This window comes from Sulfurimonas sp. (assembly GCF_023229105.1).
Taxonomy (GTDB): domain Bacteria; phylum Campylobacterota; class Campylobacteria; order Campylobacterales; family Sulfurimonadaceae; genus Sulfurimonas.
In genome coordinates this window covers 1-18,779 of the sequence record NZ_JALNZY010000039.1, presented here as the reverse complement: position 1 = coordinate 18,779, position 18,779 = coordinate 1, and the positions used below count along the sequence as shown (strand labels likewise).

General features: G+C 37.4%; 20 protein-coding genes and 1 pseudogene. 12 read left to right on the top strand and 9 right to left on the bottom strand.

Annotated elements, in window-relative coordinates:
• The 4 genes and pseudogenes from M0Q17_RS06680 to M0Q17_RS06665 form a co-directional block, all read right to left on the bottom strand.
• Window positions 1–117, bottom strand: a pseudogene (locus M0Q17_RS06680) (molybdate ABC transporter permease subunit); the annotation flags it as partial.
• Window positions 111–515 (bottom strand): TOBE domain-containing protein, encoded by a 405-nt coding sequence (locus M0Q17_RS06675; RefSeq protein ID WP_295084927.1) that lies wholly within the window; start codon window positions 513–515, stop codon window positions 111–113. The gene M0Q17_RS06675 and the pseudogene M0Q17_RS06680, both read right to left, overlap by 7 nt.
• Window positions 512–1,255 carry a molybdate ABC transporter substrate-binding protein gene (gene modA, locus M0Q17_RS06670; protein ID WP_295084924.1) on the bottom strand — a complete coding sequence of 248 codons (744 nt, stop codon included), beginning with the start codon at window positions 1,253–1,255 and terminating at the stop codon, window positions 512–514. The genes M0Q17_RS06675 and modA overlap by 4 nt, the downstream gene beginning before the upstream one ends.
• A 69-nt stretch (window positions 1,256–1,324) precedes the next feature.
• Entirely contained in the window at window positions 1,325–2,116 is a 792-nt protein-coding gene (locus M0Q17_RS06665; protein ID WP_295084922.1) for a TOBE domain-containing protein, read from the bottom strand.
• 156 nt (window positions 2,117–2,272) lie between these two features.
• Here M0Q17_RS06665 and pyrH point away from each other — a divergent pair, with 156 nt between their 5' ends.
• The 6 genes from pyrH (at window position 2,273) to M0Q17_RS06635 (ending at window position 9,189) form a co-directional block, all read left to right on the top strand.
• Window positions 2,273–2,986, top strand: a complete 714-nt coding sequence (gene pyrH / locus M0Q17_RS06660; protein ID WP_295084919.1) for a UMP kinase — start codon at window positions 2,273–2,275, stop codon at window positions 2,984–2,986.
• Window positions 2,987–3,102: 116 nt separating this feature from the next.
• Window positions 3,103–3,321, top strand: a complete 219-nt coding sequence (locus tag M0Q17_RS06655) for a DNA-directed RNA polymerase subunit omega (RefSeq protein ID WP_295084916.1) — start codon at window positions 3,103–3,105, stop codon at window positions 3,319–3,321.
• Between the two features lie 19 nt (window positions 3,322–3,340).
• Entirely contained in the window at window positions 3,341–5,479 is a 2,139-nt protein-coding gene (locus M0Q17_RS06650; RefSeq protein ID WP_295084913.1) for a RelA/SpoT family protein, read from the top strand.
• Window positions 5,480–5,502: 23 nt separating this feature from the next.
• Window positions 5,503–6,702 (top strand): tyrosine--tRNA ligase, encoded by a 1,200-nt coding sequence (gene tyrS, locus M0Q17_RS06645; protein WP_295084910.1) that lies wholly within the window; start codon window positions 5,503–5,505, stop codon window positions 6,700–6,702.
• Window positions 6,702–7,793: a nitronate monooxygenase family protein gene (locus M0Q17_RS06640; protein WP_295084907.1), complete on the top strand. Its 1,092-nt coding sequence runs from the start codon at window positions 6,702–6,704 to the stop codon at window positions 7,791–7,793. Before tyrS ends, M0Q17_RS06640 begins: the two co-directional genes overlap by 1 nt.
• A 7-nt stretch (window positions 7,794–7,800) precedes the next feature.
• Complete coding sequence (locus M0Q17_RS06635; protein ID WP_295084904.1) at window positions 7,801–9,189, top strand: N-acetylmuramoyl-L-alanine amidase; 1,389 nt, start codon at window positions 7,801–7,803, stop codon at window positions 9,187–9,189.
• Window positions 9,190–9,282: 93 nt separating this feature from the next.
• On the opposite strand, the gene M0Q17_RS06630 is transcribed toward M0Q17_RS06635, so the two are convergent.
• The 3 genes from M0Q17_RS06630 to M0Q17_RS06620 are packed head-to-tail and all read right to left on the bottom strand — an operon-like array spanning window position 9,283 to window position 12,954.
• Entirely contained in the window at window positions 9,283–10,362 is a 1,080-nt protein-coding gene (locus tag M0Q17_RS06630) for a phosphoesterase (RefSeq protein ID WP_295084901.1), read from the bottom strand.
• Window positions 10,363–10,373: 11 nt separating this feature from the next.
• Window positions 10,374–12,518, bottom strand: coding sequence for a flagellar biosynthesis protein FlhA (flhA, locus tag M0Q17_RS06625; protein ID WP_295084930.1), 2,145 nt, complete (start codon window positions 12,516–12,518; stop codon window positions 10,374–10,376).
• Window positions 12,519–12,552: 34 nt separating this feature from the next.
• Window positions 12,553–12,954 carry an Rrf2 family transcriptional regulator gene (locus M0Q17_RS06620; protein WP_295084898.1) on the bottom strand — a complete coding sequence of 134 codons (402 nt, stop codon included), beginning with the start codon at window positions 12,952–12,954 and terminating at the stop codon, window positions 12,553–12,555.
• Window positions 12,955–13,092: 138 nt separating this feature from the next.
• Between M0Q17_RS06620 and rpsO the strand changes: the two genes are divergently transcribed.
• Window positions 13,093–13,368, top strand: coding sequence for a 30S ribosomal protein S15 (gene rpsO, locus M0Q17_RS06615; RefSeq protein WP_295084895.1), 276 nt, complete (start codon window positions 13,093–13,095; stop codon window positions 13,366–13,368).
• 104 nt (window positions 13,369–13,472) lie between these two features.
• Here the strand turns inward: rpsO and kdsB are convergent, their stop codons facing one another.
• Window positions 13,473–14,189, bottom strand: coding sequence for a 3-deoxy-manno-octulosonate cytidylyltransferase (gene kdsB / locus M0Q17_RS06610; protein ID WP_295084892.1), 717 nt, complete (start codon window positions 14,187–14,189; stop codon window positions 13,473–13,475).
• 49 nt (window positions 14,190–14,238) lie between these two features.
• On the opposite strand from kdsB, the gene M0Q17_RS06605 reads away from it, so the two are divergent.
• From M0Q17_RS06605 to trpC, 4 genes are read left to right on the top strand one after another with little or no spacing between them, the layout of a single operon-like run.
• Window positions 14,239–14,934, top strand: a complete 696-nt coding sequence (locus tag M0Q17_RS06605) for a methyltransferase (RefSeq protein ID WP_295084889.1) — start codon at window positions 14,239–14,241, stop codon at window positions 14,932–14,934.
• Window positions 14,922–15,302, top strand: coding sequence for a YkgJ family cysteine cluster protein (locus M0Q17_RS06600; RefSeq protein ID WP_295084886.1), 381 nt, complete (start codon window positions 14,922–14,924; stop codon window positions 15,300–15,302). Before M0Q17_RS06605 ends, M0Q17_RS06600 begins: the two co-directional genes overlap by 13 nt.
• Complete coding sequence (locus M0Q17_RS06595) at window positions 15,295–16,584, top strand: hypothetical protein (RefSeq protein ID WP_295084883.1); 1,290 nt, start codon at window positions 15,295–15,297, stop codon at window positions 16,582–16,584. Before M0Q17_RS06600 ends, M0Q17_RS06595 begins: the two co-directional genes overlap by 8 nt.
• 1 nt (window position 16,585) lies before the next feature.
• Window positions 16,586–17,371, top strand: coding sequence for an indole-3-glycerol phosphate synthase TrpC (gene trpC / locus M0Q17_RS06590; RefSeq protein WP_295084880.1), 786 nt, complete (start codon window positions 16,586–16,588; stop codon window positions 17,369–17,371).
• Between the two features lie 60 nt (window positions 17,372–17,431).
• Here trpC and M0Q17_RS06585 read toward each other — a convergent pair whose 3' ends face one another.
• Complete coding sequence (locus M0Q17_RS06585) at window positions 17,432–17,875, bottom strand: GatB/YqeY domain-containing protein (protein ID WP_295084877.1); 444 nt, start codon at window positions 17,873–17,875, stop codon at window positions 17,432–17,434.
• Between the two features lie 69 nt (window positions 17,876–17,944).
• On the opposite strand from M0Q17_RS06585, the gene flgH reads away from it, so the two are divergent.
• Window positions 17,945–18,667 (top strand): flagellar basal body L-ring protein FlgH, encoded by a 723-nt coding sequence (flgH, locus tag M0Q17_RS06580; protein WP_295084874.1) that lies wholly within the window; start codon window positions 17,945–17,947, stop codon window positions 18,665–18,667.
• The last annotated feature ends 112 nt before the right edge of the window (window positions 18,668–18,779 follow it).

The following is an 18,779-nucleotide window of genomic DNA, read 5'->3' as shown; positions in this document are numbered from 1 at the left end:
TGAAAGGTACCATGCAAATGGTACGCTTAGGGTAAAGAGTATAAGCGTCGTCAAGCCTGCTAGTTTAAAAGAGAGTAAAAAAGGTTCAAACTCTATTTGGCTAAGAAGTTCTAGCATGATATAACTTCTTTTATAGAAACTTCACTTGCTTTTATAAGCGCTACTACGCTGTCGCCTACTTGTAAGTTCATCCTTATTGATGAATTTTTTGTGATAATCGACTCTATGGCACTGCCGCTATGAAGCTTTAAACTTATGCTGCTTAAAAGTTCGCCGTTTAAAACTCCAGTGATGGTAGCTTGAAGTTGATTACTATAGCTAAGTTCCCCTTGCAGATTTTTAGCAATAGCCACATGCGTAGGCTTCATTGAAAGCTTTACCTTGACACCTTTTTGTATCGTTTTGTCAAGTTCCAAGCTCATCATAGTTAAAGCTTGACCCTCACAGTCAAACTTGACTATATGCAAACTATCATGTTTTTGTATGTCATTGACTATTGCTGTTAATTCACTCATGGCATTAAATATCCAAAACCTTTTAAAATCTCTTTTGCTCTGCTGCTTATCATAAAGTCGTAAAAAGCTTTTACCTCTTTATTTTCGCCGCCTTTAAGTATGACTATGCCTTGATTTATAGGAGTATATAGTTTTGAATCTACATCTGCCCAGTTTACATCTTTCTTGAAGTGTAGCATTTTTGGACTAAATAGAGACGACTTTGCGATAAAGCCTATATCGGCTGCTGTTACGGCATACGAAACTGTTTGAGATATTGACTCCGCATAGATTAGTTTTGATTTTATATCTTCGTAAACTCCGCTGTTTTTAATAGCTTCAACCGCTGCTTTTCCATATGGTGCCGTTTTTGGATTGGCAATAGCTATTTTTTCTATTGTTTTATCTTTGAGCAGCTCTATCCCTTTTGAAAAATCTTTTTGAGTATTACTAAGATATGCCAAACTCCCCTGCGCATATATAACTGGTTTTGTTATAGCAATTCCATCATTATAAAGAGCCTCTGGGAACTTCATGTCAGCCGACATAAAAAGTTCATAAGGTGCCCCATGTTTTATCTGCGCTGTTAATTTTCCGCTGCTTCCAAGTGTAACTTTTACATCCGTATCAGGATCTGTTTTATGAAACTCATCTAAAAGAGTCTCCATAGCATAACTTACATTTGCAGCCACGGCTATATTAATCGTCTGCGCAAAAAGGGCAGAACCAAAGAGTATAAATACCAAAAGTAACTTTTTCATTTTTTTCCTTATAGTTTAAAATAGATAGCTTAACTCAAAACGCTCATTAACGGTAGCTTAATGTTATATTTACCATCTTCCTAGAATAATGTTTTTGGGCTCGCAAAAAGCGCTTAAGTGCATTTTATTTTTGAGATTTAATCTCTCAAGCATCTCTATTGGCAAAGTTGAACATACAGTATTGCCTCCTTTTAGCTCAAGGATAATCTCCGCATTTAGTTTACCGCGCTCTATTCGTATAATTTCCCCTGCAAAACGGTTTATATCGCCTTTAGCCGGCGAGGAGTCATCGCTTAGAGTCAAGGCATTGGCTTTAAATAGTGCATATAGCTCTGTGCCTATGGTAATCTCAAGAGTGCTTAGTGAATCATTTGTTATTATGGCAGTTATAGTATCTTTGTTGTTAAGTTCAAGAGAGACTCTGCTCTTAAGCGCTCCTTTTTGAATTTCAACGACTTTTGTCCTTAGCTGATTTCTTGCACTTATACGGATATCCATACTCTTTAAAAGATGAATATGACCATTTTTTTCACTGATGCGTTTTGATAGATTGTTTAAAAATTGTTGATGCTCTTCTTGAAGAATTTTATAGGTATTTATCAGCTCTTTTGCATAATCGCTAAGATGAGTTCCGCCACCGCCTTTGCCGCCTTTAGCACTTGTTACAAGCGGAAACTCAGATAGGTTGTTCATAGCATCTACAGCGTCCCATGCTGCTTTGTAGCTCATCTTCATAGATTTTGCCGCTTTTGTTATGGAACCATCTCTGTCGATGTGCATTAAAAGTTCCATTCGACCCTCTCCTAAAAAGTTATGTTCTGATTTGTTTATCCATAAACGTCCGTTAATACTGCTCGGCATTATAACTCCTTAATAAAGGCTAAAACCGAAGTATAATAAAATATATAACGATTGTCAAATATGAAGAACTTTCTTTAACAATCTTGCTCTTTTTTCAAAGCAAAACAAAAGCCAATTTTAAGTACAATTCGCGCAATTATAGACTAAAGGAAGTGCATGGCTAACAAACGGGTATTGGTTAAGTTTTCAGGTGAAGCTCTTGCAGGAGAGGCGGGTCATGGAATTGACACGAAGATTTTAAACTATATATCACAGGAGATAAAGTCACTTGTGAATGCCGGTATCGAGGTTGGAATCGTAATCGGAGGCGGTAATATTATTCGTGGAGTTACTGCTGCTCAAGACGGAATTATTAAAAGAACTTCCGGCGATTATATGGGAATGCTTGCTACCGTAATAAACGGAATAGCGATGCAAGAAGCTTGCGAACATGCAGGACTAGAAGTTCGCATGCAGACGGCTATTAAGATGGAGCAGATTGCAGAGGCATATATAAATCGCCGTGCTGTTCGCCACTTAGAAAAGGGGCGTGTTGTTATTTTTGCAGCAGGAACAGGAAACCCATTTTTTACAACAGATACGGCAGCAACTCTAAGAGCCGTTGAAATAGGCGCAGAAGTTATCATAAAAGCTACAAAAGTTGACGGGGTTTATGATAAAGACCCAAAGAAGTTTAGTGATGCAGTAAAATTGCCTGAGCTTACTTATGAGCAAGCACTTATGGATAATATCAAAGTAATGGACGATACCTCCATTGCATTGGCAAAGGATAATTCACTCCCTATTTTGGTATGTGATATGTTTAAAAAAGGAAATCTTTTGGATATTTTGCAAAACGGAAATATGCAAAACTGCTCAATTGTAAGATAGATTTTTAAAGAAACTAAGGTTTTCTAAAGAAACTAAAGTTTTCTAGCCATAGCGGCTAGCGAAGCCAACAGAATTACTTCCGGTGGCGTTTTAAATTAAAATAAAAAGGGTATAAAATGAGAATAGAAGAAGTAACAGCAAAGATTTTAGACAATAATCCAAGTATGGATCGTTACCAGTTGGCAATAGCTGTTTCAAAAAGAACAGATGAGCTTTTAAATGGCGCAACAAGTAAGTTGAGTGTTGCAAAAAATGTAAAAGTTGCAGATTTAGCTTTGATGGAGATAGCTGAGGGTCTTATAATAATCAAAGGCTTTACGGACAATAAAAAATAACAAATTAGGTCTGAGTCAAATGGATATCGAAAAAATAAAACAGATAGATAGTGTTGACTCGGCTACAGAGTATCTCTTTGAGCAGATGCCCAAGAGTGATGCTCTAAATAAAGCTTTAGAATACTCCAAAACCGCACATGAAAAACAGTTTAGAAAAAGCGGTCAACCTTATGTAATTCATCCTATTTTAGTAGCAGCGATAGTCTCCTCTATAACAAATGATGAAGCAATGGCGATAGCCGCACTTTTGCATGACATTGTAGAAGATACGCATGTGGATATTGATGAGATTAAAAATCTTTTCGGTCAAGATGTTGCTCATCTTGTTGAGGGACTTACAAAAATAGACAGCATCAGAGATACAGAACTTATCTCCTCTAACTCCAACGAACGTCTTGTCGTATCCGCGCTCTCCTTTAGAAAAATGCTCTTAGCTAGTATAAAAGATGTGAGAGTGTTAGTTGTAAAGCTTTGTGATAGATTTCACAACATGTTGACGCTAGATGCGCTTTCTCCTCAAAAGCAGGATAGAATAGCAGAAGAGACTTTGGTTGTTTACTCTCCTATTGCTCATCGTCTGGGCATCTCTTTTTTAAAGAATTTATTGGAAGATTTAAGCTTCTCATACCTTTTTAAAGAAGAGAAACTCCAAATAGACAGCTATCTTGAGGCAAACTACCATGCAATTGAGATGAAGCTTGATGAGTTTAAGCAGTCGATAAATAAGGTTTTGGTTCAAAACGGTTTTTGCGAAGATGAGTTTGAGATACTCTCTCGTGTAAAGCACAAATACTCTATTTATCTTAAAATGCAGAGAAAAGGGGTTGGAATAGAAGAGGTTTTAGATCTCTTAGCTGTAAGAATATTGACAGATGATGCTGTCAAGTGCTACAAGATTTTGGGACTTATTCATCTTAACTTTCAGCCTCTCTCTTCAAGATTTAAGGACTATATAGCCGTACCAAAAGATAACGGATACAGAACTATACATACGACTGTATTTTACAATACCGCTATTTTTGAGGTGCAGATTAGAACCTATGATATGCACAAGACTGCAGAACTCGGCGTTGCTGCACACTGGAAGTATAAAAGCGGCGGAAACAATAGTATAAAACTTGACTGGCTGCACAATTTGGGATTTCAAAATGAGTCTGTAGAGGATTTTTATGATTTGATAAAAAATGATCTCTACAGTGAAGACATATCTGTGTTTTCTCCAGTAGGTGAGGCTTTTACCTTGCCTAGAGGGGCAGTCGCTCTTGATTTTGCCTATGCTGTTCATACGCATGTAGGCAATCATGCCAAATCTGTTCTTATCAACAAAATAAAAACTTCGCTCATAAGCGAACTTCACAACGGAGATATCGTAAAGATAGAGGTGGGTGAGAGCAGTATTACTAGATGCAGCTGGATAGATGCGGTTAAGACCTCAAAAGCAAAAACAAATATGAAGTATAAGTGTAATGCGAGGATTAGAGATATAAATTCTAAATTAAGCATTAGTATTATTGCAACCGCCATGAATTTAAACGCCTCAAGAGTAGAGGAGTGGCTAGAAAAAAACAGTTGTGAAAAAGTCTCTAGTATTGCTACGGATTTAGAGCACTTTCGTGAAGTAATTTATAAATATATCACAGATATAAATCAAAATAGCCGCTTTAAACGATTTCTCTCAAAGCACAGATTTAAGATAAAACGCTACTCCTTTGCTGACTTGGAGATATACAGCACCTTGCATGTAAACGATGTTGTATTCGATTACTGCTGTCACCCAAAAAACGGCGATGAAATAATGGCATTCTTAGAAAAAGGCAAAGCTCATGTGCATCATAAAATGTGCTCAAGCGCTTCAAAAAAACTTGAAAACCATGAACCTATGGTTTTTATAAGATGGCAGCAACTAAACACTTACAACTACAACATGATAATCTCTCTTCACAGCGGTGTAGGAACTTTAGCGGAGTTTTTAAATTATTTAGCAAAATTAAAGATTGATATAAATCAAATTGAGTTGGGCAAAAACAAGAGTGAAACTACTAAGTATTGCGAGATAGGTTTTGAGTCAAAAGAAGCAGATGTTAACTTGCTTCGTGGTAAAATCGAGCAAAAAATAAAAGTGATACATTTAATTCGCACTGATGATGCATATAAATAAAATAAATAGGAAAATAAAAAATTATGTTACAAGAAGCGTTAAGAGAGATACATAGAGGCACTGCAGAAGTTATAGATAGCCAAGGGATACAAGAGCTGTTAAAAGCATATTTTGATGAGGGCAAAACATATACGGTAAAAGCAGGTTTTGATCCGACTGCACCGGATTTGCATCTTGGACATACGGTACTTTTGCAAAAACTTGCAATATTTCAAAAATATGGTGCGAAAGTTCAGTTTCTTATCGGTGATTTTACTGCACAAATCGGTGATCCTAGTGGAAAAAGCGCTACAAGAAAAACATTGAGCGCATTTGAGGTTCAAGAGAATGCTAAAAGCTATGAGGAGCAGATTTTTAAGATTTTAGACCCTTTAAAAACCGAAGTTGTTTTTAACTCTCAGTGGATAAATCAGCTTGGAGCATCAGGCATGTTGACGCTTACAACAACATTTAATGTTGCAAGAATGCTTGAGCGCGATGATTTTGACAAAAGACACAAAAGCGGAATCTCTATCTCTATAAGTGAATTTATCTATCCTTTGCTTCAGGGATATGACAGCGTTCATCTCAAAAGTGACATAGAAATAGGCGGAACGGATCAGAAGTTTAACCTTTTGATGGGAAGACATCTTCAACGAGCTTATGAGATAGGCAAGGAGCAGTCGGTTCTAATGATGCCTATTTTAGAGGGACTCGATGGCGTACAGAAGATGAGTAAATCTTTAAATAACTACATCGGTGTAGCAGACGAGCCAAATGATATGTTTGGGAAAATCCTTAGCGTTTCTGATGAGTTGATGTGGAGATATTATGAGCTCTTAAGTGCAAAAACATTAGATGAGATTGCAGTTTTAAAAAATGGTGTATCAGAAGGCTCTTTGCATCCAAAAAGTGTTAAAGAGGAATTGGCACTAGAGATAACTGCTAGGTTTCATTCTAGAGAGTTGGCTAGGGCTGCAAAAGATGAATTTGATAAAGTACACTCAAATAATCAAATTCCCTCTGAAATTGATGAATACAGTTTTGATGAAAAGATATGGATAGCAAAAGCACTTGTTGATTGCAATTTAACACCTTCAACTTCTCAAGCAAGAAGAGATATTAAGCAAGGTGCTGTTAAAATAAACCAAAAAAAAGTTGATGATGAGCAGCTGCAATTGGAAAGTGGGGAGTATATCCTCCAAGTTGGAAAAAGAAAATTTGCAAAGTTAAAGGTAAATTAATGAGCTATAAATCATTAAGAATCGGTAAGTATATTATAGACAAACCTATAGTTCAAGGCGGAATGGGCGTCGGCATAAGTTGGGATCAGCTCGCTGGAAATGTTTCAAAAGAGGGTGGTTTGGGTGTTATAAGTTCTGTTGGAACAGGCTACTATGAAGATAAAAGATATGCTTCTAAACTGATTGCGGGCAGACCGCTAGATGTACAAGGTTTTTACTCAAAAGAGGGTTTTGACGCGATTATAAAAAATGCCAGAAAGATATGCAAAGATAAACCCTTAGCCGCAAATATTTTATATGCTATAAACGACTATGGACGAGTGGTGCGAGATGCATGTGAGAGCGGTATAGATATTATTATTACCGGAGCGGGTTTGCCTACAAATATGCCCGAGTTTACGGAAGGCTACCCTGATGTTGCCCTTGTTCCAATCGTTTCATCTGCAAAAGCTCTGAAGATTATCTGTAAAAGATGGCAAAAAAGATATAACAGACTTCCTGATGCCGTTGTGCTTGAGGGTCCAAAGAGCGGCGGACATCAAGGTTTTACGTATGAGCAGTGCTCAATGGAAGAAAACCAGCTTGAAAATTTGGTTAAACCCGTTGTTGAAGAAGCCGCTCTTTGGGGCGATATTCCTGTAATTGCAGCAGGCGGCATCTGGGATAAAAACGATATACTTGAGATGCTCTCCTTGGGTGCACGTGGTGTTCAGATGGGAACACGCTTTATCGGAACACATGAGTGTGATGCGCATGAAAACTTTAAAAAAGTTATACTAAATGCGAAAAAAGAGGATATTCAACTATTCTCTTCGCCTGTAGGCTATCCTGCGCAGGGTATTAGAACAAACTTGACTGCTCTTGTAGAGAGGAGAGAAGGTCCGACTATTAAGTGTATTTCAAACTGTGTTGCACCATGTAATCGCGGGGAGGAGGCTAAAGCAGTCGGTTACTGCATCGCTGATAGACTAAGCGATGCTTATCTGGGAAATCTTGAAACAGGACTTTTCTTCTCGGGCACAAATGGATATAGACTAGATAAAATAATTTCCGTAAAAGAGTTAATGGACAAATTAGTTAACGGTGAATAAGAGGGCTATGCTTAAACTTTTTTTACTATCCCTTCTTTTACCACTCTTATTATTTGCTTCAAACAGCAGTGAACTTTTAATAAGAGCAGATAAATATATGCAGAGTAACACTCAGAGTGATACTTTTCGTGCATATGACGACTATAAAAGCTTATATCTTATCTCGATTGTGCAAAACGACAGCTTTCTTAAACTTAAGTCACTAAAGGGTATAGTCAAAAGCGGAGGTAGGCTCAAGATAGACGTATCTAAATATACAAACGAACTCCATGCACTCTCCTCTAAAAGCAACTACCACAAACCTGAGCCAAAACAGATGAAAAAGAGTAATCATATAGAAGATGTTCATGTCGATCCGCTGCATAAACTAATATCAGCAAGCTGGCGGGAAGATGTGCTTCTCTTGGAGTTTAGCAAGCAGCTTAGCGAAGCTCAGATTACACACTTCACACTGCATGACACAACAAAGAGCAGATATCGATATGTTTATGATATCAAGACATCCATGCTTACTAGCTCACAAAATATTAAAAATAACGATATAGATACAATTAAAATAGCTCAGTTTGATCCTCAAACTCTGAGGCTGGTTATAACTCACAGCTCAGAAATAGAGGTTGATTATAAAATTGACGCTAAAACATTGGAGGTAAAACTCAAAACTGCCTCTAGTAAAGTTGTGCCGAGTATTGAAAAGGCAGTATCTATAAAAAGAGACAGAGATAAGGTTGTAGTTATAGATCCGGGGCACGGAGGCAAAGATCCGGGCGCTGTAGGGCACAGAAAATATAGAGAAAAGATAGTTGTTTTAGACGTTGCTAAGGAGCTTCATAAGATTTTAAAATCTCGTGGGTATAAGGTGTATATGACAAGAGACAGAGATAACTTTGTCAAATTAAGTGATAGAACTAAGTACGCCAATGCAAAAGGGGCAAATATTTTTATAAGCATACATGCTAATGCTATTGACGGAAAGAGTGCAAAAGAGGTTCATGGAATAGAGTGCTATTTTCTCTCCCCGTCGCGTTCAAATAGAGCTAAAAGGGTTGCTGCAAAAGAGAACTCGGCAGACATGAGCGACATGAATATATATGGAAAAGACAGCTACTTAAACTTTTTAAATCATCATAATACCGTAGCATCAAATAAGCTAGCAATTGATTTGCAAAGAGGAATGCTCAGCGAACTCAATAAAAAATACAGCGGCGTAAAAGACGGTGGAGTAAGAGAGGGGCCTTTTTGGGTTTTGGTAGGTGCCCAAATGCCGTCCGTGTTGGTGGAGATAGGATTTATTTCTCACCCTATGGAGGCTATGCGACTTGTTCAGAGGAACTATGTAAAAACAATGGCTGTAGGCTTAGCCGATGGAGTAGAAAGATACTTTGCAAACAATTAGTTTTAAACGCCATCGGAGTAAAACCCCGATTGGCTACGCTTACGCCGCTGTGGCGACTAAAGTTTGCCTCTGGCGAGGCAGATATGCGTAAGTTTAAGACTCTTTTTTATACTCAAGTTCTCCGGCTATTGCCTCTTTTTCATTGATGATTTTTTCAATCTGAGTCTTTACTTTGTCATATCTATACTGCTCTTTAAAGCCAATAATGCGCCCACCTGCAGCATTAGGATGTCCGCCGCCGCCCGTCCACTCTTTTGAGATAAGCGCTACATTTACGCCATTGTTAGCTCTTATGCTAAGAGTGCCTCTATAACTTATGTCAACTATAAAATCGTACTCCGGATAAGCAAGCAAAAAGCCGTTTCCTATTATAGAAGTGTTTCCTACTCCATAGCTTAGAAATCCTCTGTAGCCCTTGTAGTAAATTGTTTTCTCACCTTTGGCTTCGCCTAAGAGTTTGACCACATACTCTGTTACTAGATTATCTAGTGTATTGTCGTGATCTTTTTTAAAAAAATTCTTTTTTATCATATGGAGGCTTTCATCTAAAACAATCGGAGCATTCTCTTTGCCTATATATTTTACCGCTTCAAGCAAAAGATCTAGTTTGTATTCATTGTCTTGTTTGGCAAACATAATTTTATTAAGCTCTCTTGTCTCGGAGATAAGGCGCATACAGACTTTACCGTACTCAAAATTTTCTCTCTCATTCATTTTCCATAAATCAACGGCATTGACGATATTTACAAACTGCTCCATCCACTTTGGCTCATCAAATTCAAAATGCTTCTTTACGTAATCGTAAGTAATTTTTGTAGCACATCTGGCGGTGTCTAAAAAGTACCAATCGTACTTATTTGCGCTCTCCTCCCCTGTTGCGTGATGATCAAGAAGAAGAAGCGTTATATCTTTTTTATTTTCATTTAGTTTCGTTACTTCACTGTTTAACCATTTTGCTTCATCTGCATTTAAGTTGAGGTCTGTTATTAAAATAGTGGCACTCTTGTCTTCTGCTTTAATATTTTGCAAAACTAACTCTAGTGTCTGTTTTACCTCCGCTCCATAATTCGCATTATAATTAAAGAGTGTGTAGGGTGTATATTTCATAATAAGCTGGCAGCTATATCCGTCTAGGTCTGTATGCGACATATGATGTATTGTTTTGTTATTCATTTTTCTCTTTCTTATTTGTTTTGTTCTTTTATCGAGATAGAACCCATTACTTCAAAAGTAGCACTTGAGTCAATCTCGGCATGTGAGAGAGTAACCACGTCAAGCGAGAATCTTTCAAATATCTCGGCAATTCCACGGCGTAGTTGAGGATCTACGATGATAACAACAGGAGATATGCCCTTTTGAAGAAGCTCTGCAGCTTTAGCGCTTGTTGCTTGGATAAGAGCATTTATCTCTCCTACATTTAGCATAAGATTTCTTGTGCCATCACGCTCCTGTGATTTTTCTAGCATCAGCTGCTCAGATGCCGTATCAAATGTTAGAAGTCTTACAATCCCATCTTCGCCGGAGTACATTTTTGTAATAATTCGCGAGAGTCTTGCGCGAACCTGCTCGGTTATAATATCTACATTTTTCGTATATTCGGCTACATCTGCAATTGTCTCAAGTATTGTGAGCATATCTTTAAGAGGAATTTTCTCATGTAAAAGAGCTTTGAGAACTCTTTGTATAAGTCCAATAGAAGCAACTTTTGTAACATCATCCACAATGATAGGAAAATCATGTTTGATTTTATTAATAAGAGTTTGAACCTCTTGGCGAGTTAAGAGATCCTCGGCATTTTGTTTTATAAGCTCACTCATGTGAGTAGAGATTACCGTAGCTGGATCTACAACGGTATAGCCGTTGATGATTGCATCTTCTTTTAGTTCGGGTGCAATCCAAAGAGCTTCAAGTCCAAAAGCAGGCTCCTTTGTTGCTTCTCCTTTAATTTCGCCTGTTGCCATGCCGCTGTCCATAGCCAAAAATTTATCGGGCATAATTTTGCCCTCGCCAATAGGTATCCCTTTTAGCAGTATTTGGTACTGTTGCGGCTGGAGGTGAAGATTGTCCCTTATGCGCACTTGAGGCATCAAGAAGCCGAAGTCTGATGCTATCTTTCTTCTCATGGAGCGGATTCTCTCCAATAGGTCTCCGCCTTGTGCGCTGTCAGCTAGACGAATCAGCTGATATCCGAGGGTAAGTTCGAGCATCTCAACTTTTAGTATATCATCAAGTGCACTCTCCTCCTCTTTTGCTATCTCCTCCTGAGATTTTGCAGGGCGCTGAGCCTTCTCTTTGGCTTCTTGCTCCTTAGTTTTTGATAAAATATGGTTTACATCAAGTATGCTTAATTCGCCTCTTTCGTATTTGTAAATAGACCAGCCAAGAAGTGCGAACATAATTCCCACAAATCCCATAGATGCCGTTGGAAGACCCGGAACAAGAGCAAATAAAATCATAATAAAACCCACAATCATCATGATTTTAGCATTGCCCATTATCTGATTGATTGCTCCATCTGCAAAGTTATCTCCCTCTCCCGAGGAGCGAGTTATCATAATACCTGTCGCAGTTGAGATAATAAGTGCCGGAATTTGACCGACAAGACCATCCCCGATAGTAAGAAGCGTAAATGTCGTAGCACTATCGCCAACACTCATTCCATGTTGAAATACACCTATTAAAAACCCGCCGATAATGTTTATAAGAGTGATGATGATACCGGCAACTGCATCACCTTTTACAAATTTACTAGAACCGTCCATAGCTCCGTAAAAGTTTGCATCTTGAAGAATGTCCGCTCTTCTTTTTTTTGCCTGGGCATCATCAATAAGACCTGCATTAAGGTCAGCATCAACTGCCATCTGTTTTCCGGGCATAGAGTCAAGCGTAAAACGAGCAGCAACTTCTGCAACCCTTGTTGAACCTTTTGTGATAACCATAAAGTTTATAAGAACCAGTATTGAAAAGACAACTATACCGATGACATAGTTTCCCCCTACAACAAAGTTTCCAAAGCTTGTTATGATGCTGCTTACCTCTTCTGGGCCCTCGTGTCCATGGCTTAAAATCATTCTAGTCGTTGCTATATTTAGAGCTAATCTAAAAAGAGTCAAAATAAGAATAAGCGTAGGAAAAGTGGTTAAGTCCGTAGGTTTTGGAACATATAAGGATATTAACAATATCAATACCGCAAGCGCCATTGAGACCGTAAGGAAAACATCAAGAAGTCCTGAAGGCAGAGGAACGATAATAATGGCTAGTATTGCCATTACAAAAATGACTACACTTAAATCTTTTTGACCAAGTAAAAAGTTTAAAGCAGTACCGATTTGCTCTCTTGTGGTTAGTTTTTTTGCCAAGCTTTTACTCTAAAACGTCTGCTAAAGTTAAATCTGCTAAAAAAGAGTCAATCTTCCCTTGTAGTTTATTTAAAAATGGCCATATTGAACATAAAGAGCCTTTGTCTAGGGGGCAGCTCTCAAGTGAGGGGGCACAATCAAAAACCGTCGGGGCTTTGCCTTCAACAGAAGACATTATCTGCAGCATGCTGATATCTTTTGGTTCTAAAAGAAGTGAAAAACCGCCGTGTACGCCCTTGTATGAGTTTAAAATTCCCTGTTTTGCCATTGATTGCAAAATTTTTGCTAAAAAACTTTTTGGGATTGAGAGTTGTCTTGAAAGAGTATCGCTATCCATCGGAGAAGATGCTTTTGATAAGACAATAAGAGAGAGTATCGCATACTCACTTGCACGAGTTATTAACATATTTTATACTTTAATTTAGATTTTTTTAAATTATATCAAAAGAAGTTGAAATAAAAGAGTAAATTAGCTATTATTTCATTTCAACTTTATACACTGATATGTATAACTGTTAGATAAATATACCTTTTGGAGGCTATTATGGCTTTAAATTCGGCTAAAAAACAAGAAATTGTTGCAAAATACGGTCGCAAAGAGAATGACACTGGTTCAAGTGAAGTTCAAATTGCACTATTAACAAATAGAATCAGTGAACTAACTGAGCACTTAAAAGTGTTCAAAAAAGATCACGCATCAAGACTTGGTCTTTTAAAATTAGTAGGACAACGTCGTCGTCTTATGAAATACTTTAAAAGAAAAGATAAAGATGCTTATCTTAAACTTGTAGCAGATTTAGGTATTAGAGATAATATCTAACAACACCATTTTCTCGAAAAACTTGTTTTTTTCGTAGCTTTAGGGGGTTGTAGGGACTTTAGTCCCTGCCACTAAAGAGGACAAGTTCTCTTTAGTGCGTCTTATTATAGAAATATCTCTACCGCTCTTTTTAAATCTTCCTCTGTATCGATTCCAAATCCTGTACTTGAAACTTTTACCATACTTATCTTTTTTTGATGATAAATTGCGCGTAACTGCTCTAATTTCTCAATATCTTCTATTGGTGCATCATTTAAGTTACAAAAATCGTGCAGACTCTTCTTGCTAAAGCCGTAAATTCCTATATGACCAAAATATTGCGCATCTCCGCTTCTGTTAAAAGGTATAGGCGAGCGGGAAAAATAGATAGCGTTCTCCTTATCATCAAGCACAACTTTTACTAAGTTGGCATCTTGGGCTGATTCACTGTTTATGGAGTTGTAGCAACTTGCCATGACAAACTCTTTACCGTTTTCTTTTAACAACTGCAATCTTCTAAGGAGCTTTTCTACGACTTCTGCTTCTATAAAAGGCTCGTCCGCCTGCACATTTATAATCAACTCATTATCATCTACATTTAATATATTTGCGCACTCATTGATGCGGTCTGTTCCGCTTTTGTGCGTTGTAGAGGTTAGCATCGCTTCAATGCCGTACTTTTTACATGTAGAGATTATCAGCTCATCATCAGCCGCAACGACGACTCTGTCTAAGTGTGCAACTCTTTGTGCAGTCCTAACTACCATCGGGACTCCGCCAATCTCTGCTAAAACTTTTTGTGGAAATCTGCTCGAAGCAAGTCTAGCTGGAATAATTATCATTTAATGCCTTTGAGATATAATTACGAAATTATACTCTAAAAGGCTCTTGATGCTTCTTTATCAGCCACTTAGCGGCTACTGTTACAATAGTGACTCTATTTTTTTATATGATTTTATAAGCTCTTTTAAGCCAAGCGGAAGAGTTTTGGATGTCGGGGCAGGATGCGGTATTGTCGGACTTTTAGTGGCGCGTGATAACAAAAAAGTTACGCTTGAGGCAGTTGAGAAACAGGATATTTTTGTAGAGTATGCTTCAATAAATGCAAGAGTAAACAAGTTAGAGTACAAAATCCATAAGAGCGACTTTTTAGAACTTGAAGATGATTTGAAGTATGACTACATTATCTCAAATCCTCCTTTTTATCATGAGGGTGTGAGTAAGAGTGAAAATGAGATATTATTTAATGCACGCTATAATGTCAACTTACCATTGAATAAGTTTTTTAAAAAGGTCTCAAGGCTCTTAAAGCCGAGGTCGCATTTTATCTTTTGTTATGATGCATCTCAGTTTGGACTTATCTGCTGTGAACTAGAGCGTGTAAACATGAGAGCGGTAGATGTGCGCTTTATTCATCCAAAAATTGACAGAGTTGCCTCTTTGGTAATGATACACGCAAGAAATGGCTCAAAATCGTTAATGAAAATCTGGCCACCGTTTATCAGTTTTGATGGAGACGAGTTTTCAAAAGAGGCTCAAAATATATATAAAAAAGCACGGACACAAAGTATAAAATGTCAAATATAATTAAAAAAGATGGATACGATTACACTTTTGATGCTTCTGCCTGCAGCACATGTAAAGCTAGATGCTGCACTGGGGAGAGCGGATATATTCACGTAAGTGCATCGGAGATAGAAGATATTGCAGGGTTTTTGGGTTTAGAGAGTGCAGAGTTTATGAAAAATTATCTTTTTAAACATGAGTACAGATATTCTATAAAAGAGAGAAAGTTTGCAGATAGCTATGAGTGTGCCTTTTACGAGAGAGAATCAAACGGATGCACAATTTACGAAGTACGGCCGCAGCAGTGCAGAACCTTCCCTTTTTGGGACTATTTTAAAACTAGAGTCGATGAGTTGAAGTTGGAGTGTCCCGGAGTTGTTGATGTATAATTTTTTAAAATCCTCCTTTTTTGTTGCTGCTATAATGCTTTTGGGTGGTTGCTCCTTTGTTAAGTCTCCCGAGGTTAAGGGGAGTCAGAAAGTTTTTGAAGAGGAGGATCTCTATATATTGAGCGCTCTTGCGCTAGAAGATAGCGGGGATCACAACAACTCCTCAAATATATTTAACACTCTTTATCTAAAAACAGGTAAAAATGAGTATCTATATCGCTCTTTAAGAAATGATTTGGCTGCAAATCAAAATGAACGTGTTATTAGTAGAGCAGATGAAATCTCTGGCGATAAGATAGAGGATTTTGAGCTAATAAGAATTAAAATAATAGCACTTATAAGAGCAGAGAAATTAGTGGAGGCAAAGGAGCTTGCAATTAGATTAGTTGCATCTTCAAACAGTGAAAATGACTATCTTTTACTTAGTGATATATATGTAAAACTCAAACAGTACGATACAGCTTTAAAGTATCTTGAGGGTGCGTATATCAAAGATTATAATGAAAAGATATTGGAGAAAATAGCTGTTGTTTTATATGTCAATTTAGAGAGAAAAAAAGATGCCATTGCACAACTTGAAACGCACTCAAGAATACATGGTTGCTCTAAATTTATCTGCACTAAACTTATCGGATTTTACAGTAATGACAACAATGTAGATGGTCTTTTGTCAACATATTTAAGGCTCTATAAGATAGACCCTCACAATGATATAGGCGAAAAGATAGTGCAGATATATGGCTATAAAAAAGAGTATTTAAAGATGATTGAGTTCTTAGAGGAGAACAAAATCAACAATGAGATACTTTTTCAACTCTATATCCAGACAAAAAAATATAAAAAAGCGGTATCTATCGCAAAAGAGCTTTATGAAGACAGCGGTGATATTACTTACTTGGCACAAAGCGCAATTTTTGAGTATGAAAGCTCTGAAAATAAGAGCGACAAAGCCATGCATAAAAGTGTTGTTGCAAAACTTCAAGAGGTAATAAAAACAAATAGAGACGGCATGTATCTAAACTATCTCGGTTATCTTCTTATTGACCATGACATAGATGTGAAAAAAGGTATTGCATATATAAAAGAGGCACTCAAAGGCGAACCAAACTCTATCTACTATCTTGATTCTCTTGCATGGGGATATTATAAACTTGGGGATTGTCAAAGAGCCGCAAAAATTATGAAAAAAGTGCAAAACTCAGACGGTAGTAGTAATGAAGATGTTCTCAAACATATTGAAGCAATAAAAGAGTGTGTGAAAAACAAAAAAGGTAAAAATTAGAATGATTTTAGACGAAATAATAAAAAAAACAAGAGAAGATGTTATACAAAGAGAGAAAAAGTTTTCGCTAGATTGGCTTGGGCGCTCCCTCGCTTTTAATGCAAGGGCTCCTAGAGATGTATTTACATTTTTAACGGCAACAGAGCAAGACCCATATAGAATAATTGCCGAGGTAAAAAAAGCATCTCCTTCTAGGGGTGTAATTCGTGAGAATTTTGATCCTATTGCAATTGCACAGAGTTATGAAAGAGGAGGGGCTAGCGCTATCTCAGTGCTTACAGAGCCTCACTTTTTTCAAGGCAACTTGGATTATTTGGGTCAAATTAGAAGATATGTGGGTATTCCGCTACTTAGAAAAGATTTTATAGTTACAAAGTATCAGATACTCGAAGCTATGGTTCATGGTGCGGATTTTATTTTGCTTATCGCAGCGGCTCTTAGTAAGGGTGAGTTAAAAGAGCTTTTGGGATATACAAGACACCTTGGCATGGAGGCTTTAGTTGAGGTTCACGACAAGAGTGATTTAGTAAAAGCCATCTATGCCGGAAGTGATATTATCGGGATTAACCATAGAAATCTTCAAACTTTTGAGATGGACATGAATCTCTCTTATGAACTAATTCCCCTGATACCAAACGGCAAGATTATTGTCGCTGAGAGCGGAATCTATGAACATGGGCAACTTGAGGATTTAAGTAAAGCAGGAGTTGATGCGTTTTTAGTCGGGGAATCACTAATGAGAGAAGAAGATGAAGAAGCTGCGCTAAGAAAACTAAAGTTTGGTTGAAAAAGCAGCTCGTCATCCTCTGCAAAAGGTGAGGTAAACTAAGTTTTTAGAGGTTGCTTTTTAATTGAGCAAACTCTTTGCACACTCGTTGATTCTTTTGCCATCAGCTTTACCAGATAGCTCTTTGCTCGCTGCTCCCATTACTCTTCCTATGTCTTTTACGGATGTCGCTTCTATTTTGATTATGATATTTTTTAGTGCCAAAGATAGCTCTTCATCGCTTAGCTGTGCAGGCAGATACTCTTTATAATAGGCAATCTCATCTAACTCTTTTTGCATCAAATCCTCACGACCGGCATCTCTATATTGCGTTGCCGCATCATCTCTTCTTTTTACCTGAGATTGTATGATTTTTATAACATCTTCATCATTTAACTCTTTGCGTTCATCAACTTCTATCTGCTTAAAGGCACTTGCCAAAAGTCTTAGAGCATCTCTTTTTTGATTCTCCTTTGCTTTCATGGCATCTTTTATATCTTGGTTAATTTTATCTCTTAAATTCATTTTTTCCCTTTCATGTGGAACTATTCTTGCTAGAATTATAACTAATAAATAAGAATCAAAAGAGAAGAGTTGAAAAAAAATATTTTAATACTACTTACGTCAATTTATGTTATACTGTTTTTTTTAGGTTGTACGGCTAATTTAACGAATCCAGAGATAGATTTTGAACCGCCTGCTTATGTTGAGCAGATGCCCTCTCGTGAGGATAAAAAAGATTTTGCATCTGTAGGTAGCATCTTTGGGCAGGGTGAAAATCCGCTTTTTACTGACCACAAAGCTATGCATGTAAACGATGTTGTAACGGTTATAATATCCGAAAATACTAAAAGTTCAAACAGCGGATCAAAACAACTTAGTGAAGATGACACAATGGGGTTAGGTGGTGGCGCCTTTGCGTATGGCGGGACAAATTCTGCAATAAGCTCTGCGTCTAAAAAATTAAGTGACATAGCAAATATGGGTTTTGAAGCGAGCTCAAGCAGTGCTTATGCGGGGCAAGGCAGTGCATCTAGAGATGCCTCTTTCAACACGACTATTTCTGCTAGAATCGTTAAAGTTTTAGAAAATGGAAACTATTTTATATCAGGCAAGAGAGAGATTTTAGTTGATGATCAAAAACAGATTATACAGATTGGCGGAGTTATACGTCCATATGATATTGATCAGTACAACAGGATTAACTCTTCACAGATAAGTGAAGCGAAAATTCTTTATAAGACAGAGGGAGATGTTGATCGTGCAACAAAACAGGGTTGGGGTACAAAAATTATTCAGGCTGTTTGGCCATTTTAATTTACTTATTGCGATATGTTTTTCAACCCTTAACGCTGAGCAAAGTTTTAAAGATTTTAAAAAATTTCAAACAGAGTCATTTAAAGCATATAAAGATGAGAGAGATAACGCT

Bases quoted from the DNA above. Each gene is read 5' to 3' on its own strand.
- M0Q17_RS06675 (WP_295084927.1), bottom strand. From the start codon at position 515: ATGAGTGAATTAACAGCAATAGTCAATGACATACAAAAACATGATAGT.
- modA (WP_295084924.1), bottom strand. From the start codon at position 1,255: ATGAAAAAGTTACTTTTGGTATTTATACTCTTTGGTTCTGCCCTTTTT.
- M0Q17_RS06665 (WP_295084922.1), bottom strand. From the start codon at position 2,116: ATGCCGAGCAGTATTAACGGACGTTTATGGATAAACAAATCAGAACAT.
- pyrH (WP_295084919.1), top strand. From the start codon at position 2,273: ATGGCTAACAAACGGGTATTGGTTAAGTTTTCAGGTGAAGCTCTTGCA.
- M0Q17_RS06655 (WP_295084916.1), top strand. From the start codon at position 3,103: ATGAGAATAGAAGAAGTAACAGCAAAGATTTTAGACAATAATCCAAGT.
- M0Q17_RS06650 (WP_295084913.1), top strand. From the start codon at position 3,341: ATGGATATCGAAAAAATAAAACAGATAGATAGTGTTGACTCGGCTACA.
- tyrS (WP_295084910.1), top strand. From the start codon at position 5,503: ATGTTACAAGAAGCGTTAAGAGAGATACATAGAGGCACTGCAGAAGTT.
- M0Q17_RS06640 (WP_295084907.1), top strand. From the start codon at position 6,702: ATGAGCTATAAATCATTAAGAATCGGTAAGTATATTATAGACAAACCT.
- M0Q17_RS06635 (WP_295084904.1), top strand. From the start codon at position 7,801: ATGCTTAAACTTTTTTTACTATCCCTTCTTTTACCACTCTTATTATTT.
- M0Q17_RS06630 (WP_295084901.1), bottom strand. From the start codon at position 10,362: ATGAATAACAAAACAATACATCATATGTCGCATACAGACCTAGACGGA.
- M0Q17_RS06620 (WP_295084898.1), bottom strand. From the start codon at position 12,954: ATGTTAATAACTCGTGCAAGTGAGTATGCGATACTCTCTCTTATTGTC.
- rpsO (WP_295084895.1), top strand. From the start codon at position 13,093: ATGGCTTTAAATTCGGCTAAAAAACAAGAAATTGTTGCAAAATACGGT.
- kdsB (WP_295084892.1), bottom strand. From the start codon at position 14,189: ATGATAATTATTCCAGCTAGACTTGCTTCGAGCAGATTTCCACAAAAA.
- M0Q17_RS06605 (WP_295084889.1), top strand. From the start codon at position 14,239: ATGCTTCTTTATCAGCCACTTAGCGGCTACTGTTACAATAGTGACTCT.
- M0Q17_RS06600 (WP_295084886.1), top strand. From the start codon at position 14,922: ATGTCAAATATAATTAAAAAAGATGGATACGATTACACTTTTGATGCT.
- M0Q17_RS06595 (WP_295084883.1), top strand. From the start codon at position 15,295: ATGTATAATTTTTTAAAATCCTCCTTTTTTGTTGCTGCTATAATGCTT.
- trpC (WP_295084880.1), top strand. From the start codon at position 16,586: ATGATTTTAGACGAAATAATAAAAAAAACAAGAGAAGATGTTATACAA.
- M0Q17_RS06585 (WP_295084877.1), bottom strand. From the start codon at position 17,875: ATGAATTTAAGAGATAAAATTAACCAAGATATAAAAGATGCCATGAAA.